This is a genomic window from Erwinia magellanica (assembly GCF_039023495.1).
Classification (GTDB): Bacteria; Pseudomonadota; Gammaproteobacteria; order Enterobacterales; family Enterobacteriaceae; genus Erwinia.
Genome location: NZ_JBCHVC010000001.1, coordinates 15381 through 32205, shown reverse-complemented (window position 1 = coordinate 32205; position 16825 = coordinate 15381). Strand labels below are relative to the sequence as shown.

Below are 16825 nucleotides of genomic sequence, written 5' to 3'. Positions count from 1 at the left end.
AAGAGGTTCTCAGTTACGCGAGTGTCAGTCATGAACGGTGACTGACATTGCGCCATGTTCAGCCGCCGTTTTTACGGTGCCATTTTTGCCCGCGAAAACGAGCGAAATATGAGCAATACTGGGATTCAAGATTAGCAGTATTTGCCTGACTTTATCGGCTGATTAGCCCACAATCTTTAATGAAACCTGCCAACACAGAGGCTATTTTAATTTGTCTTTGCCGCGCGATTACCCGCTGTTGATATCCTCGGGGATTCGCTTATTGAAGAAGATGCCCTCTGGCGATCCCCTATCCAAAGCTGGTATCACTCTTCACAGTCTGTACGAGGCCCGGAACATCAGAGGGCTGATTTTCCTGTCACTGCTCCCTCTCATATTTTACGGGCGAAATACCGGTATAGCGGCTAAACGCAACGCTGAAGGCACTGGCGGAGCCATAGCCAACGCGCTCAGCCACTTCGGCCACCGCCATACTTTTGCTGAGTAAAAGATTTTTGGCCAACGCCATCCGCCAGGTTAGCAGATAAGCCATCGGCGCTACGCCAACAGTTTCCCGAAAGCGCACAAAGAATGCGGAACGCGAAAGAGCAGCGGCTTTCGCCAGTTCAACCACTGTCCAGTTATGTGCTGGTCTGGCGTGAATGGCACGGATCGCCGCCGCCAGCCGTTCATCGGCCAATCCCCCCATCACGCCAGGGCATGTATTGCAGATCGTGACCGAGCGAAACGCTTCGATGAATAACAGTTCCAGCAATCGCTCTATTACTAAGTGGCGTGCCGGACGCTGAGCACGACATTCATCCATCACCAGTTGCACCAACATCGACAGACGCAATTCACCTCGTACATGAATAAACTGCGGCAGTAACGAGACTATTAATCCGGCATCGGGCGCGCCGAACTGGCAATAGCCAATCAAAGTTTGCACCTCGGCGGGTTGTTCAGGATCGCCTATCCAGAATTCACCAGGCGCGAGCATTTGCGGAGTAGTTTTCGGCATATCTGTTGCCTGAGGTGCAACGCTGGCCAGGTAAAACTCCCACGCCGCAGGGATAAGCACAAAGTCGCCCTGCTCCAGCGTAATCGCCGGGTGCCCTTTAATCTTCAGTTGACTCGCCCCTTCCAGAACCAGGCAGTAGAACGGCTGGCCGGTTTCACCGCGATCCACGCGCCAGCGGCCATTAGCACATACGCGCTTTGTGAAGCCTGCTTGCGGTTGCAGCAAGGACATTATTTCAGCCAGGGGATCGATCATCTGGACTCCTGCTAATGAATGCTGGACTGAGCATGACAGTCAGTCCGGAAGAATCACTATATAGTGTTCACTTACTTCACTACAAGGCAGGAGCGAGATATGAAAACGATTCTTATCACCGGTTGTTCTACAGGCTTTGGTCATGAAACCGCGCTGTACTTTCTTGAGCGTGGCTGGAAAGTCATTGCTACCATGCGCCATCCAGTTGCCGAACTGTTCCCAGATTCAGACAATCTGCGTCTGCTGCCGCTGGATGTCACTGATCCCGACAGCATCAGGCAGGCTGTCGCTGAAGCAGGTGAGATTGATGTGCTGGTGAATAACGCCGGAATTGGTGTGCTGGCGACGCTGGAAGGTACGTCTATGTCGACGGTACGGGACGTGTTTGAAACTAACACGCTGGGCACTATCGCACTGACGCAGGCTGTACTGCCGCAGTTCCGCGCGAAACAAAGCGGCACGATAATCAATATCACTTCCACGGTGACGCTAAAATCTCTGCCATTGCTGGCTGTATACACGGCAAGTAAGGCGGCGGTTAATGCTTTTACGGAATCGCTGGCGCTGGAGTTAGAGCCGTTTAACATCAACGTGCGCCTGGTTCTGCCAGGGCTGGCCCCGACGACGGATTTCGGCAAAAACGCCCTGCCGCGCATGGAAAACACCCAGCTTGAGCCTTATCAGCCGCTGTTGGATAAAGTATTTACCAACATGCAGCAGCCGCAACCCACCACCAAAGCCATTGATGTGGCGGAAGCAATATGGCGTGCCGCCACCGATGCCAGTGCGCCAATGCGCATCCCTGCGGGAGAAGATGCGGTGGCGTTAGCGAGCGAAGACTAATAACGCTGAAGACTAATAACGCTGAAGCCCGGCGGCTGCCCTGGCACATATCAGCGGCACTTTGCCTGAGAGCCGTTTCATCAGGGTGCCCGTGTTAATAATGCTGATATCTGTCACCTCCTGCGCCCGTTACTGATATGAAGCAAACCCACCCCAGGCGGCATTAGAGATACCAGGCCCTTCAACGAAATCCTGACAGCCCACAAGGTGAAAGCCTTGTGGGCTTTTCTGTGTCTGGTATCCTCTATCTCACTCCCTCCGGCTATGTTATTGATACGAAAAAAGGATGAAATAAGGTATAAAGCCGTATGAAAATCCCAAACAGAATCCAACCTCTGGTCGATGATGGCTTAGTCGACGATGTGCTTCAACGGCTGAAAAGCGGTAAAGAAGCAGATGTTTACACCGTTTTATGCGGTGACAAGATCCAGTGTGCCAAAGTGTACAAAGATGCCGCTCAACGCAGCTTCAAGCAGGCCGTGCAGTACCAGGAAGGCCGCAAAGTCCGTAATTCCCGTAATACCCGTGCCATGCAAAAAGGGTCGAAATTCGGTCGCAAGCAGCAGGAAGAGTCCTGGCATAATGCTGAGGTGGACGCTCTGTTCCGTCTGGCTAATGCCGGGGTGCGCGTGCCACAACCTTACATCTGCATAGATGGTGTGTTGCTGATGGAGCTGGTCACCGATGCAGAGGGTGCCGTTGCCCCACGCCTCAGTGATGTAAGCCTTTCGGAAAAAGAAGCGCTTACCGATTTCAATACCATGATCCGCAACATCGTGCGCATGCTCTGCGCCGGGATTGTGCATGGTGATTTGTCGGAGTTTAACGTGTTGCTGGATGCGGAAGGGCCGGTCATTATCGACCTTCCCCAGGCAGTAGACGCCGCTGCAAACAATCATGCCGAATCGATGTTTGAGCGTGATGTAAATAATATCACCGCTTACTACGGGCAGTTCGCCCCGCAACTATTGAAAACGCGTTATGCAAAGGAAATCTGGCTGCTGTACGAAGACGGCAAACTCACGCCAGAAACGCCGCTGACAGGACTCTTTGTCGAAGAAGAGCATGAAGTGGATATGGACTCGCTGATGGATGAAATCATCACGGCTGAAGATGAGTATTATGAACGTCAGCGCGCAAACAGAGAGCGTGATGAGGAGTAAGGCTGGCGTGCCTTTTTTCAGCTTCTTCTCTGTTATGAAGCGGGAAGGTAATTGCCCGGTTTGACGCAGGCTGAACCTGTTCTTTCAACGAGCTGCTAAAATTGTTTTTTCAGCTGAAGGAGCCTGTATGAAAATTTTTCCACTACTTATCGTCACAATGGCCGTAACAGCCTGCTCGTCCAGGCAACCCGCTAAGCCTGAAACGGGTATGGCCAATCCCGCTTCCGTCTACTGTGAGAAACAGGGTGGCAAACTGGACAGCGTTCAAACTAAAGTGGGCACCAGCAGTTACTGTACGCTGCCGAATGGCGAGCGGATAGAAGAATGGGCGTTGTACCGCAAAGCAGTTAAGTAACCTCTCCCGGCAGTCCTCTCTGCCGGGCAGGCAATCACTTTCTTTTAATGCCCTTCTGCCTGCCCAGAGCGTAGTAATTCCCTCTTCTGAATGTCGTTTCCAGCCGTTAATTCATAAGATTTACTTATTTCTGAACAACCTTAAATTATCCTCTCTGCCCGCAGAATTTTACTCTCCTGGCTCCTGCCGCCTCCATTTATCACAAGCAAACGTTTTCCTGGCAGTGAAAAGCCCTGCGGCTCTCCTTTGGCTCTCTCCTGCCGTGCGGCTAAATATTTTGTGATTCATATCACACTTTAATTAAAGTGAAATGAAACAAGGTTTGACAAGTGTGAGCTAACTCTATTTCCTTAAGCGCGGATAGCGGCACACTGCCGCAGCATTCGGCGTGGGTGTTTTATGCTGTGTAAACAGTCACCCTTCTCTCTCCTGTTGACGACTTAACAAGACCATCGCAGTGGTTGCAGAAAATGGTCATTAAGCATGTGGTAATATAATGAAATATAAAATTCTGATGGCTGGCGCCCTGGCTGCGCTTTCTTATAGTGCCTCTTCAACTGCCGCGACCGCATCGCCGGAATACGTTTCCGACTGGTGGCATCAGAGCGTCAACGTGGTGGGAAGCTACCACACCCGTTTCGGACCGCAGTTCAATAACGACGTTTACCTGGAATATGAAGCTTTTGCCAAAAAGGACTGGTTCGACTTCTATGGCTACATAGATGCCACCAACTTTTTCGGCGTGGGCAACTCTAATGCTAACGGTATTTTCGACCACGGCTCCCCGCTGTTTATGGAGATTGAACCGCGCTTCTCCATTGATAAGTTGACGAATACCGACCTGAGCTTCGGGCCGTTCAAAGAGTGGTATTTCGCTAACAACTATATCTATGATATGGGCCGTAACAGCGATAACCGCCAGAACACCTGGTATATGGGCCTGGGCACGGATATCGATACTCATTCCGATATCGGCCTTTCGCTGAACGTTTATGCCAAGTACCAGTGGGAAAACTACGGTGCAGCGAACGAGAACAGCTGGGACGGCTACCGCTTTAAGGTGAAATATTTCGTTCCCATCACCCAGCTCTGGGGCGGTAACCTGGGCTATGTCGGCTTCACCAACTTCGACTGGGGTTCCGACCTGCGTGATGAAGGCGGATCTTCCCGTACCAGCAACTCTATTGCTTCCAGCCATATTCTCTCGCTGGGTTACGATCACTGGCACTACTCGCTGGTGGCTCGTTACTTCCACAACGGTGGACAGTGGGCGGATGGCCAGGAGCTGAACTTCGGCAAGGGACAGTTTGAAGTGAAATCTACCGGCTGGGGTTACTACCTGGTGGTGGGATACAACTTCTGACAGGTTAAAGGCTTTATCAACGCCAGCGGCTTTTACGCGCTGGCGTTGTGCTTTCTCCCTTTCCATCGTGCCATTCCCTCTCCTGCAAAGTATAATTCCCATGGCAATCCTGCCCTGCCAAAGGAATTTTTATGTCTGCAATGCCAGCCGGTGACGGCCTGAAGCTTCGTCCACTTGAACGCGAAGATTTACGTTTTGTCCACCAGCTTGATAATAATGCCAGCGTGATGCGCTACTGGTTTGAAGAACCCTATGAAGCCTTTGTCGAGCTTTCAGACCTGTATGACAAGCATATTCACGATCAGAGCGAACGCCGGTTTGTGGTGGAACATGAGGGAGCCAATGCGGGTCTGGTGGAACTGGTTGAGATCAACCATATTCACCGGCGTGCGGAATTTCAGATTATCATCGCCCCCAGCCATCAGGGTAAAGGGCTGGCAAGCAAGGCGGCGAAGCTGGCGATGGAATATGGCTTCTCGGTGCTCAATCTCTACAAGCTCTATCTGATTGTCGATAAAGAAAATGCGAAGGCGATCCACATTTACACCAAGCTGGGATTCGACATTGAAGGGGAGCTGATCCACGAGTTCTTTATCAATGGCGAATACCGCAACACCATCCGCATGTGTATTTTCCAGCATCAATATCTGGCTATGAACAAGCCGGCCCATACGATGGTGAAACCTACCGCACAATAGTTTGTGGTAATCATGCCAGGCCGCCAGAAGCAAAAGAATGAATGCAGAAGGCGAACTCGTGATGAGAGAACCACAGCCGTCCTGTAGAGGGAAAGCAGCTGTAGTCTGGTGAAGGGAAAACAGAGCAGCCGATTAGGGTTCAAAGCTACAGCGGAGAAACATCCTCTTTCTCCGCTTTAAGTGACGCGGATGCCATGCCCCGCTTTGCCTCAGGCTGACCTTCCAGCATCTTCTGAATGCATTTGCCCCTCCAGGCCATCATGAACAGTCTTTTAGCCTGTCTGTTCTGGAGCGAAGCGCCTCGCTTCCCTGCCTGAAGTCTGCCTCTGCAACAGCGTCGTGGTCGCCCTTCTTTATTGAAACCTGCTTCTTCCGCCAGCAGGATTAACCGCGCGCGCCGACCGGGTTCATAATAGTCTGCACTTTTTCCGGATGGATGTTGTACATGCCGCCGTTAAACGGATCGACAATCAGCCAGCCGGGAATTCCCCCAAGCGGAATATTGCCGAGGATATACCAGAGGTTGGCTCTCTCTTCCAGCGGAATGGTCTGGGGCACATAACCTGCGCGTTCCAGCTGCAATGTGTACTTCTTTTTACCCAAATAAGTACCGTCAGACTTCAGCAACGAAACCGTTTTTGGCGTAAAACCTTCCGCCACGGCTCGTCCCGTCTCATCCTGAACCACAAACCGCACGCCCTGAGGCCAGGTCTGAATCGAGATATCCTGCGACTGATCGCCCACGATTGTCGCGCAACCACTCAATAACCACGCTGAAGCCAGCGCCAGTAACAGCTTTTTCATTAGCCTTCCTGCTTCATCAAATATTCAGAATAGTCTAAGCGGAGTGTGACGGGTTTTCATCTGTTACGCCCGAAAAATACGGGCGTAATAAGACAAATTGTCAGCAGGTTATTGTGAATGGCAGCGTTGCGCGATGGCAGCTATATCCGCAGGCGTTGTCCGGCAGCAGCCGCCTATCAGTTTTGCACCGGCAGCCTGCCAGTCAGCGAGATTATCGCTCAGCTTGCAGGTGGAGGCGTCGCTATGCCAGCTCTTGCTGGCCGCATCATACTGCTCACCGGAATTAGGATAAACCACCAGCGGTTTAGCGGTCAGCCGCGAAAGCGTTTGCAGAGAAGCAGTGACCTGGTCCAGCGCGATGCAGTTCAACCCCAGCGCCACTGCCTGTGGGCAACTCTCCAGCAGGGCGACGACCTCTTTTAAAGGGGTGCCGTCGCTGAGGTGTTCACTGTCACGCAGCGTGAAAGAGAACCAGGCTGGCGTTTCAGGGAATTCAGCCAGCAGGGTCACCAGCGCCTGAATCTCCTGGAAAGAAGGCAGCGTCTCGCAGGCAAGGATATCCGCTCCGGCGTCAATAAGAGTGCGAACGCGTGGGCGGTGGAAATCGATCATCTCCGCCTGCGGTAACGAGTAGTCGCCGCGGTATTCAGACCCGTCGGCAAGGAAGGCGCCATAAGGCCCCACCGAGCCTGCAACCAGCAGATTGCCTGCCTGCGGGGCAACAGAGAGATAGTCACGCCTTGCACGGCTTGCCAGCTCTACGCTTTTGGCAATCAGCGCCAGCGACTCTGCTTCTGTCAGCCCACGTTTTGCAAAGCCCTGCGGCGTAGCCTGATAGCTGGCGGTGATAGCTACCTGCGCCCCGGCGTTGTAGTAGTCATAGTGCACCTGATAAATAAGATCAGGGTTCTCAATCAGCACTTTTGCCGACCAGAGCGAATCGGTCAGATCGCAGCCGCGCGCTTCCAGTTCGGTTGCCATGGCGCCATCCAGGACCAGACCCGCAGCCACCAGCTGCTTTACGGTGTGATTATTCAGGGGCATGTTCGCTCTCCTTTGTCAGCTCACGTTTTTTCACGCTCTGAGTCAGATAATAGGCCGCGTAGCATAAGGCTACAAAAGGCAGGCCGCAGTATAAAGCAATGCGCTGCTCTGCATCGAAAGCCAGGCCGACGCAGGCCAACAGGCAGAGCAGGAAGCCCAGTACCGGCGTTACCGGATACCAGGGAGCGCGATATTTCAGGTCGGACAGTGCTCTTCCCGCCTTGAGATGAGCACGACGGAAAAAGAAGTGGGAAGCACAGATGCTCAGCCAGACCGCCACTACCGCAAAACCGGAGATGGCCGAGAGCGCCACAAAAACGGTATCAGGCGCGATCACGCTGGAAAACAGCGCCAGCAGGCCGCCCAGCATACTCACTGAAATAGCCATTAGCGGGATGCCGCGCGGCGTTAATCTGGCAAAGCAACGGGGCAGAGTCTGCTCATTGGCCAACGACCAGAGCATTCTTCCGGAGGCATAGAGGCCGGAATTGGCCGCTGAAAGGATCGCCGTAAGGATCACGAAATTGAAAATATCCGCAGCGTAAGGAATGCCGAGCTTCTCAAAAACCAGCACAAACGGGCTTTTGACGATCCCGGCCTGATCCATCGGGATCAGGCAGGCCAGGATCAGCACGGTGCCAATAAAGAAGATGATCAGCCGGGCAACGGTGGTGCGGATTGCCAGCGGCAGAACTTTATGGGGATTTTCTGTTTCCCCCGCTGCGATGCCAATCAGCTCGGTGCCGGAAAAGGCAAAGTTGACCGCAACCATGGTCATCAGGATCGGCAGACCACCATGCGGTAACCAGCCGGAGGCGGTCAGATTATGGAAGAATGGCGCGCTGCTGCCATCTTTCAGAGGAATAAATCCGAAGACCGCGCCGCCGCCCAGGATAATGAAGGCCAGGATGGTGACCACTTTGATCACCGAAAACCAGAACTCCCCCTCCGCAAAGAAGCGCGATGACACCACGTTCAGCATAAAGATCAGCGCGCAGAACAGCAGGCACCAGAGCCAGACAGGTGAGTGCGGGAACCAGTACTGCATACAAAATCCTGCCGCCGTCAGGCTGGAGCCAAGCGCCACGGTCCAGGTCAGCCAGTAAAGCCAGGCCACGGTATAACCGGTAGCCGGACTGAGATAGCGTGCAGCATAGACGTGGAAAGCACCCGTTTCAGGCATGGCGACCGAGAGTTCGCCCAGGCTTAGCATCACCAGATAAACCACCAGCGCGCCAATCAGATAGGCCAGCAGCGTCCCCGCTGCACCGGTGGTAGAGATGATATAGCCGGTATTGAAAAACAGGCCGGTGCCAATCACCCCACCTAATGAAAGCATCACCAGATGGCGGGCCTTCATGCTGCGCTTAAACTGCTGCTTTGTATCGGAGGTATCTTGCTGCATCGCTGATTTATCCGTATAGACGTCTAAACTTCCACATGGGGTCAGCGTTATACCGATTCTGCGGGACGAAAGCAACGGTACTCTGTGTGGGGAGAAGGCGTGGAGATGCGTTTTTTCAGCGCGGCCTGCGCTGAAAATTCACAAAAGAGGCGGGATCAGTCAAACATATGCTCAATATAACGCTCAAGCGCGACGCGGGAACTAAAGCCATGGGGAATGCCATAGTGATCCTGACTCTCCCCTGCCAGGTACATCGGGAACTCTACATAATGCTCGCAGGTTTTCATATCAGACGCCGGATGCGCGTAACTGTGGCTTTTCTCTTTCAGCGTGGGATGGATAATTAGTGCCGTGCGTCCCATTCGCGCTTCGCGGTTAACGTAAACATAGTTCTCGCCGCGGCGGTAGCCATAGGCCTTAGGCGTGACCGCATCCATCTCAAATCCTGCTCTCTCCAGTACGCGAGCGACCTCATCAGGGCGTAAATACATGCTAATTCCTCTAAAACGTGACAACCCTGCAACCTTACAACAGCGTGAATGCAGAGCGCTTTCGGATTAATCCATAAACGTCCCGCTTTCCGGTCCGGGTCACTTAAAAGTTCACAGATAGTCTATAGTAAATAGTACGTTTCATTTCTTAGGGAGAGAAAAATGTTTAACAGAACCAAAAAAAATGACGATATCGACATTAACCAGGATGTCTCTCAGTTGGCCGATACCTTAGACGATCTGCTGAAATCTTACGGTAGCAAAACCAAAGATGAAGTGGACGGTGCACGTTCCCGTGCCGAGGCCATGCTTAAAGAAACGCGCGCAAAACTTAATGGTGGTCAGAGTCGTGTTACCCAGGTTGCTAAAGATGCTGGCGACCAGGTAGACACCTTTGTCCGGGACAATCCATGGCATGGCGTAGGTATTGGTGCCGCCGTGGGTATTGTAATAGGTGCGTTAATCGCCACGACCACCGCCTCCCGTCGCTGATTTACCCCAGTCGTCCGTATAATCCCCATGCCTTAAGGTGTGGGGATTTTTTTTGCCTGCGTAAATTTCGGCTATCCCCCGCCCGACAAGGTCTTCCCTGCGCCTTCACCTCCGGAAACGAAAAATCCTCTCTTTTGTGTGGTTGCATTATCAAACCACAATATCTAGTATTTAACCCAACAGCATAACCACTACATATAGTTTTCGGTCGGCACTATCCCTCAGCAAAAAGCGTGCCAGATAAGGCTAAAAACGGCCATAAAGAGGAATACGAATCATGCGCATTATTATTTACACTAAAAACAACTGTGTCCAGTGCAATGCGACAAAGAATGCGATGGATAAGCAAGGTCTGGCGTATCAGCTGATTAACCTGGACCAGCAGCCGGGTGAAACAGAGAAGCTGAAATCTCTGGGCTACCGCCAGCTGCCGGTGGTGATGGCAGCGGAAGATCACTGGAGCGGCTTCCGCCCCGATAAAATTTCTGCGCTGCGCCAGCTTGCCGCAGCAGAGAGCTGAGCCGATGTCCACACTGGTCTATTTTTCCAGCCAGTCTGAAAACACGCATCGCTTTGTCAGCCGTACCGGCCTGCCCGCCCGTCGCATCCCCCTTGACAGGGGGCAGCGTTTGCAACTGGCTGAGCCTTATATCCTGGTGGTGCCAAGCTACGGCGGCGGTAGCAGTCGGGGCGCGGTGCCTGGGCAGGTGATTCAGTTTTTAAATGATGTCAGTAATCGCCAGCTTATCCGGGGCGTGATTGCCGCCGGAAACCGCAATTTTGGCGAAGCTTACTGTCTGGCTGGCAGCATCATCGCGCAAAAATGCCAGGTGCCCTGCCTCTACCGCTTTGAGCTGCTGGGCACCGCCGACGACATCCGTAACGTCTACCAGGGAGTAACCCAATTTTGGCAGCAACAGACAGCACGCTTATAACCCCCAATCCAGCTGCGCTGGATTATCACTCGCTGAACGCGATGCTCAATTTGTATGATGCCGACGGCAACATTCAGTTTGAGAAAGATAAAGAGGCGATACGCCACTATTTTCTTCAGCATGTGCTGCCCAATACCGTGCAGTTCGACTCCGTAAGCGAGCGCCTGCAATACCTGGTATCGGAAGGCTATTACGAAGCAGAGGTGCTCAACGCCTGGCCGTTTGAATTTGTGAACACGCTTTTTGAACAGGCTTACCAACACCGCTTTCGCTTTAAAACCTTTCTGGGGGCGTGGAAGTTTTATACCAGCTATACCCTGAAGACCTTTGATGGCAAACGCTATCTGGAGGGCTTTACCGAGCGGGTCTGCATGGTGGCGCTGACGCTGGCAAAAGGGGATCAGTCGCTGGCGGTCGCCCTGATGGAAGAGATGCTGGCGGGTCGTTTCCAGCCCGCAACACCTACTTTCCTGAACTGTGGAAAACAGCAGCGCGGCGAGCTTGTCTCCTGCTTCCTGCTGAGAATTGAAGACAATATGGAGTCAATTGGCCGTTCGGTGAACTCGGCTCTTCAGCTTTCCAAACGCGGCGGCGGCGTGGCTTTTCTGCTCTCTAACCTGCGTGAAGCGGGTGCGCCCATCAAGCGTATTGAAAATCAGTCATCGGGCGTGATCCCGGTAATGAAAATGCTGGAGGATGCGTTCTCCTATGCCAATCAGCTGGGGGCGCGCCAGGGTGCCGGAGCGGTCTATCTGCATGCGCATCACCCCGATATTCTCCGCTTTCTGGACACCAAGCGTGAAAACGCCGATGAAAAGATCCGCATCAAAACGCTCTCATTAGGCGTGGTGATCCCGGACGTGACCTTTGAGCTGGCCAAACACAATCAGCCTATGGCGCTGTTTTCGCCCTATGACGTTGAACGACTCTATGGCCTGCCCTTTGCCGATATCAGCATCAGCGAAAAATATCAGGAGATGCTGGCAGATGAACGCATCGCCCGCACCTTTATCAATCCACGCGAGTTTTTCCAGACGCTGGCGGAAATCCAGTTTGAATCAGGTTATCCCTACATCATGTTTGAAGACACGGTGAATCGTGCAAACCCGATTCAGGGCCGGATCAACATGAGTAACCTCTGCTCAGAGATCCTACAGGTAAATTCCCCTACCGAATATAATGACGACCTGAGCTACCGCCGCATCGGCAAGGATATCTCCTGCAATCTCGGCTCGCTGAATATTGCGCACACTATGGACTCGCCTGATTTTTCCCGCACGGTAGAAGTGGCAGTACGTGGTCTGACAGCGGTTTCCGATCAAAGCCATATCCATTCGGTGCCCTCCATTGAGTGGGGAAATGCGCAGTCACATGCGATAGGCCTGGGGCAGATGAACCTGCATGGCTATCTGGCGCGTGAGGGAATTCAGTATGGCTCTGAGGCGGCACTGGATTTCACGAATCTCTATTTCTACGCCGTTACTTATCATGCGCTGCGCACTTCCAACCTGATTGCCAGGGAGCGTGGCGAGCGCTTTGCCGGATTTGAAAACTCACGCTATGCCAGCGGCAGCTATTTTGCACAATATATTGAGCAGCGCTGGGAACCCCGCACGCCAGAAGCCGCAGCGCTGTTTGCACGAGCCGGAATTAGGCTGCCGGACCAGCAGGCCTGGCTGCAACTGCGTGACGCGGTGATGAAGTATGGGATTTATAACCAGAACCTACAGGCCATCCCGCCAACAGGCTCTATCTCCTATATCAATCACGCGACTTCCAGCATCCACCCTATCGTCTCACCTGTTGAGATCCGCAAAGAGGGCAAAACGGGCCGCGTCTATTACCCTGCGCCGTTTATGACTAACGACAATAAGGCGTTCTACCGGGATGCCTATGAAATCGGGCCGGAGGCAATTATCGACACCTATGCTGAGGCCACCCGCCATGTCGATCAGGGATTATCGCTCACGCTGTTCTTCCGTGATACCGCCACCACGCGGGATATTAATAAGGCGCAAATCTACGCCTGGAAGAAAGGCATCAAAACGCTTTACTACATTCGCCTGCGCCAGATGGCGCTGACGGGGACTGAAGTTGAAGGCTGCGTTTCCTGCTCGCTGTAACACTACCAGGGGCGAGCTGCGCCCCGAAAGAGAAAATATGAAATTAAAACGTGTGCACGCCATTAACTGGAACCAGATTGAGGATGATAAAGATCTGGAAGTCTGGAACCGCCTTACCGCTAATTTCTGGCTGCCGGAAAAAGTCCCGCTCTCTAATGACATTCCTGCCTGGAACGGCCTGAGTGCTGAAGAGCAGCAGTTGACGATCCGGGTATTCACCGGCCTGACGCTGCTGGACACTATTCAGAACAGCGTGGGTGCGCCCGCGCTGATGGCGGATGCAGTAACGCCGCACGAAGAAGCCGTGATGTCCAATATCAGCTTTATGGAAGCCGTTCACGCGCGCTCCTACAGCTCGATTTTTTCTACGCTGTGCCACACCAGCGATGTGGATGCCGCCTATCTCTGGAGTGAGGAGAACCAGCCGCTTCAGCGCAAAGCGGAGATCGTCCTTAAGCACTACCATCATGACGATCCGCTGAAGAAAAAAATCGCCAGCGTGTTTCTGGAATCTTTCCTGTTCTATTCCGGCTTTTACCTGCCGATGTACTGGTCCAGCCGCGGCAAGCTAACCAATACCGCTGATCTGATCCGTCTGATTATCAAAGATGAAGCGGTTCACGGCTACTATATTGGCTATAAGTTCCAGAAATCGCTGGAAAAACAGAGTGCAGCGCGTAAAGCAGAACTCCAGCAGTTTGCGGTTGATTTACTGCTGGAACTCTATGAAAACGAACTGGACTACACCGAGGCGCTCTATGAGGGCGTAGGCTGGAGTGAAGAGGTGAAAAAATTCCTCCATTACAATGCCAATAAGGCATTAATGAATCTCGGCTATGAAGCCCTGTTCCCGGCTGAAATGATCGATGTTAACCCCGCTATACTTGCCGCTCTTTCGCCTAATGCGGATGAAAACCATGATTTCTTCTCAGGTTCAGGATCGTCCTATGTCATGGGAAAAGCGGTCGAAACCCAGGATGAAGACTGGAACTTTTAGCCCCTGCTGAGTGGCTGCTGACCACAGCCACTTTTTTCTTCTGCCCGCTGCCATTAATTTATTATTAATCAGTCGTTCAACAAAAAAAGTGGCAATCTGATTACGGGTAAAGGCACGCTATTTGACGCTCAATCACCCTCTTTCAGCGCAATATATGGCGTCTGGCAGGCGCACAGAGGGCGAAATATTTACTTTTTTTTCACCCGCCTCAATTCCCCGCAATCCCTTACCCCTACTGGAAATTTTAGAGATGACGGTCTACTTGTTATTTCCTGTTGCGCCCGCTCAGGGTTGTCTCAGGGTGCCAGATGTGCGAGGGTATAGGCCGCTAATATTCCACCAGGGCAAATAAGAAATATAAGAAAATTAACTGCAAACAAGGAATTTAAATATTGCATGGCAATTAAACTTGAAGTTAAAAATTTATATAAAGTATTTGGGGAAAATCCCGATCGCGCTTTTAAGCTGATCGAGAAAGGGATAAGTAAAGAGGCATTACTCGAGAAAACAGGGCTTTCTCTTGGTGTGAAAGATGCCAGTCTGGCCATTGAAGAAGGCGAGATATTTGTGATCATGGGGCTATCCGGTTCAGGGAAATCCACTATGGTTCGCCTTCTCAATCGTCTGATAGAACCTACCAGAGGTCAGGTCATTATTGACGGTGTCGATATTGCAAAAATATCTGACAGTGAGCTTCGTGAAGTGCGCAGAAATAAGATCAGCATGGTATTCCAGTCCTTTGCCTTAATGCCGCATATGACCGTATTAAATAATGCCGCTTTCGGGATGGAATTAGCGGGTATTCCGCTACAGGAGCGTCAGGAAAAAGCGCTGGATGCCCTGCGTCAGGTTGGCCTGGATAATTATGCCCATGCTTATCCGGATGAATTATCTGGCGGCATGCGTCAGCGCGTTGGCTTAGCCCGTGCGCTGGCGATAAATCCGGATATATTATTGATGGATGAAGCTTTCTCAGCACTTGATCCTTTAATCCGCACCGAAATGCAGGATGAACTGGTTAAGCTGCAATCTCGCCACCAGCGCACTATCGTCTTTATTTCCCACGATCTGGATGAGGCGATGCGTATTGGCGATCGGATTGCCATTATGCAGGGCGGTGAAGTGGTGCAGGTGGGTACACCTGATGAAATCCTGAATAACCCGGCCAATGATTATGTGCGCACCTTCTTCCGCGGCGTGGATATCAGCCACGTCTTCAGCGCAAAAGATATTGCCCGTCGTAGCGCTGGCTCGCTGATGCGCAAAACGCCAGGTTTTGGCCCCCGTTCCGCCCTGAAATTATTGCAGGATGATGACCGCGAGTATGGCTATATCCTGGAAAAACAGCGTTTTGTCGGCATTGTTTCCACAGATTCACTGAAAGCCGCGCTGATTTCAGGTGAAGGCCTTGATGGCGCTATCCTTCCCGCGCCCGTAGCGATGCCCGGCGATACCTCGCTGAACGATCTGCTCTCTCACGTGGCGCAGGCGCCCTGTGCCGTTCCCATCGTGGGTGAAGAGAATCAGTACATCGGGATTATCTCTAAAGGCACGTTACTACAGGCATTAGACCGCGAGGGAGGCCAGCAATGAGTGAACAAACTACCGCAACCGATCCATGGGCGTCCGCCAGCCAGCCTGCTGCCGCACCGGCTACCGATGCCGCTCAGGCTGCTGCGCCAGCAACTGGCAGCACTCCGTCTGCGGCAGGCAGCAGCGATCCCTGGTCTACGGCCGCGCCCACCGATGGCGGCGCCTCTTCCCTACCGGCTGATGCTGCGCCATCCGGCGGCGATGCCTGGGGTGGCGCTTCTGGGGGTCATGATGCGGCCGCTGCCAGCGGCAGCGACTGGTTAAACAGCGCACCGACACCGCAGGTTGAACACTTCACTATTCTTGATCCTTTTCACAAAACCCTGATCCCGCTGGACAGCTGGGTGACGACGGGCATCGACTGGGTGGTCACCCATTTTCGTCCGCTGTTTCAGGGCATTCGTGTTCCGGTCGACTACATTCTCAGCGCTTTCCAGCAGCTGCTGTTAGGTATGCCCGCACCGGTGGCGATTATCGTTTTTGCGCTGATCGCCTGGCAGATGTCCAGCCTCGGCATGGGCATCGCCACGCTGGTGTCGCTGATTGCTATTGGCGCAATTGGTGCCTGGTCGCAGGCGATGGTAACGCTGGCGCTGGTTCTGACCGCGCTGCTGTTCTGCATTATTATCGGCTTGCCGCTGGGGATCTGGCTGGCGAGATCTGAGCGGGCAGCAAAGATTATACGCCCGCTACTGGATGCGATGCAGACTACCCCAGCCTTCGTCTACCTGGTGCCGATCGTTATGCTGTTCGGCATTGGTAACGTGCCGGGGGTGGTGGTCACCATCATCTTTGCCCTGCCGCCCATTGTTCGTCTGACCATTCTGGGCATCAAGCAGGTTCCGGCCGATTTGATTGAGGCCAGCGAGTCTTTCGGAGCCAGTCCGCGTCAGATGCTCTTTAAAGTTCAGCTACCGCTGGCGATGCCAACCATTATGGCCGGCGTCAACCAGACGCTGATGCTGGCGCTGTCGATGGTGGTGATTGCTTCGATGATCGCCGTAGGCGGTCTCGGTCAGATGGTGCTGCGCGGGATTGGCCGTCTGGATATGGGGCTGGCTACCGTAGGCGGCGTCGGCATTGTTATCCTGGCCATTATTCTTGACCGCCTGACACAATCCCTTGGCCGTGACAGCCGAAGCCGTGGGCCACGCCGCTGGTACGCTACGGGGCCGCTGGGTCTGTTTACCCGTCCGTTTATTAAGTAAGACCTTTCTGTAGCGAATGGCCTGTCATGCAGGCTGTTCGCTGCCTACGCCAAGAA

At 53.0% G+C, this 16825-nt stretch carries 17 protein-coding genes; 12 read left to right on the top strand and 5 right to left on the bottom strand.

Annotated features, from left to right (window positions below):
• Nucleotides 1-358: 358 nt before the first annotated feature.
• Nucleotides 359-1255: an AraC family transcriptional regulator gene (locus tag AAH450_RS00150; protein WP_342908384.1), complete on the bottom strand. Its 897-nt coding sequence runs from the start codon at nt 1253-1255 to the stop codon at nt 359-361.
• 99 nt (nt 1256-1354) lie between these two features.
• On the opposite strand from AAH450_RS00150, the gene AAH450_RS00145 reads away from it, so the two are divergent.
• The 5 genes from AAH450_RS00145 (at nt 1355) to speG (ending at nt 5677) form a co-directional block, all read left to right on the top strand.
• Nucleotides 1355-2098: an SDR family oxidoreductase gene (locus tag AAH450_RS00145; protein ID WP_342908383.1), complete on the top strand. Its 744-nt coding sequence runs from the start codon at nt 1355-1357 to the stop codon at nt 2096-2098.
• Between the two features lie 308 nt (nt 2099-2406).
• Nucleotides 2407-3261, top strand: a complete 855-nt coding sequence (locus AAH450_RS00140) for a PA4780 family RIO1-like protein kinase (RefSeq protein ID WP_342908382.1) — start codon at nt 2407-2409, stop codon at nt 3259-3261.
• A gap of 127 nt (nt 3262-3388) precedes the next feature.
• The gene (locus AAH450_RS00135) at nt 3389-3616 is read left to right on the top strand and encodes a putative hemolysin (RefSeq protein ID WP_463322689.1); all 228 of its coding nucleotides are present in this window, start codon (nt 3389-3391) and stop codon (nt 3614-3616) included.
• A 496-nt stretch (nt 3617-4112) separates the two neighbouring features.
• Complete coding sequence (locus AAH450_RS00130; RefSeq protein WP_342908381.1) at nt 4113-4979, top strand: nucleoside-specific channel-forming protein Tsx; 867 nt, start codon at nt 4113-4115, stop codon at nt 4977-4979.
• A gap of 140 nt (nt 4980-5119) precedes the next feature.
• The gene (gene speG / locus AAH450_RS00125) at nt 5120-5677 is read left to right on the top strand and encodes a spermidine N1-acetyltransferase (RefSeq protein ID WP_342909536.1); all 558 of its coding nucleotides are present in this window, start codon (nt 5120-5122) and stop codon (nt 5675-5677) included.
• Between the two features lie 384 nt (nt 5678-6061).
• Here the strand turns inward: speG and AAH450_RS00120 are convergent, their stop codons facing one another.
• The 4 genes from AAH450_RS00120 to AAH450_RS00105 form a co-directional block, all read right to left on the bottom strand.
• Nucleotides 6062-6481 (bottom strand): hypothetical protein, encoded by a 420-nt coding sequence (locus tag AAH450_RS00120; RefSeq protein WP_306211194.1) that lies wholly within the window; start codon nt 6479-6481, stop codon nt 6062-6064.
• A gap of 108 nt (nt 6482-6589) precedes the next feature.
• Nucleotides 6590-7525: a homocysteine S-methyltransferase gene (gene mmuM / locus AAH450_RS00115; RefSeq protein WP_463322688.1), complete on the bottom strand. Its 936-nt coding sequence runs from the start codon at nt 7523-7525 to the stop codon at nt 6590-6592.
• On the bottom strand, nt 7512-8930 hold the full coding sequence (gene mmuP, locus AAH450_RS00110; RefSeq protein ID WP_342908380.1) for an S-methylmethionine permease: 1419 nt from the start codon (nt 8928-8930) through the stop codon (nt 7512-7514). The genes mmuM and mmuP overlap by 14 nt, the downstream gene beginning before the upstream one ends.
• Before the next feature lie 155 nt (nt 8931-9085).
• On the bottom strand, nt 9086-9421 hold the full coding sequence (locus tag AAH450_RS00105) for a DUF2002 family protein (protein ID WP_342908379.1): 336 nt from the start codon (nt 9419-9421) through the stop codon (nt 9086-9088).
• 162 nt (nt 9422-9583) lie between these two features.
• Between AAH450_RS00105 and AAH450_RS00100 the strand changes: the two genes are divergently transcribed.
• The 7 genes from AAH450_RS00100 to proW all read left to right on the top strand — a co-directional run bounded on the left by AAH450_RS00100 (nt 9584) and on the right by proW (nt 16769).
• Nucleotides 9584-9913 (top strand): DUF883 family protein, encoded by a 330-nt coding sequence (locus tag AAH450_RS00100; protein ID WP_342908378.1) that lies wholly within the window; start codon nt 9584-9586, stop codon nt 9911-9913.
• Between the two features lie 277 nt (nt 9914-10190).
• The gene (nrdH, locus tag AAH450_RS00095) at nt 10191-10433 is read left to right on the top strand and encodes a glutaredoxin-like protein NrdH (RefSeq protein WP_342908377.1); all 243 of its coding nucleotides are present in this window, start codon (nt 10191-10193) and stop codon (nt 10431-10433) included.
• A 4-nt stretch (nt 10434-10437) separates the two neighbouring features.
• Nucleotides 10438-10848 carry a class Ib ribonucleoside-diphosphate reductase assembly flavoprotein NrdI gene (nrdI, locus tag AAH450_RS00090; protein ID WP_342908376.1) on the top strand — a complete coding sequence of 137 codons (411 nt, stop codon included), beginning with the start codon at nt 10438-10440 and terminating at the stop codon, nt 10846-10848.
• A 17-nt stretch (nt 10849-10865) separates the two neighbouring features.
• The gene (gene nrdE, locus AAH450_RS00085; RefSeq protein WP_342909534.1) at nt 10866-12971 is read left to right on the top strand and encodes a class 1b ribonucleoside-diphosphate reductase subunit alpha; all 2106 of its coding nucleotides are present in this window, start codon (nt 10866-10868) and stop codon (nt 12969-12971) included.
• Between the two features lie 37 nt (nt 12972-13008).
• Complete coding sequence (gene nrdF / locus AAH450_RS00080; protein WP_342908375.1) at nt 13009-13968, top strand: class 1b ribonucleoside-diphosphate reductase subunit beta; 960 nt, start codon at nt 13009-13011, stop codon at nt 13966-13968.
• Nucleotides 13969-14364: 396 nt separating this feature from the next.
• On the top strand, nt 14365-15561 hold the full coding sequence (proV, locus tag AAH450_RS00075) for a glycine betaine/L-proline ABC transporter ATP-binding protein ProV (RefSeq protein WP_342908374.1): 1197 nt from the start codon (nt 14365-14367) through the stop codon (nt 15559-15561).
• On the top strand, nt 15558-16769 hold the full coding sequence (gene proW, locus AAH450_RS00070) for a glycine betaine/L-proline ABC transporter permease ProW (protein ID WP_342908373.1): 1212 nt from the start codon (nt 15558-15560) through the stop codon (nt 16767-16769). The genes proV and proW overlap by 4 nt, the downstream gene beginning before the upstream one ends.
• The last annotated feature ends 56 nt before the right edge of the window (nt 16770-16825 follow it).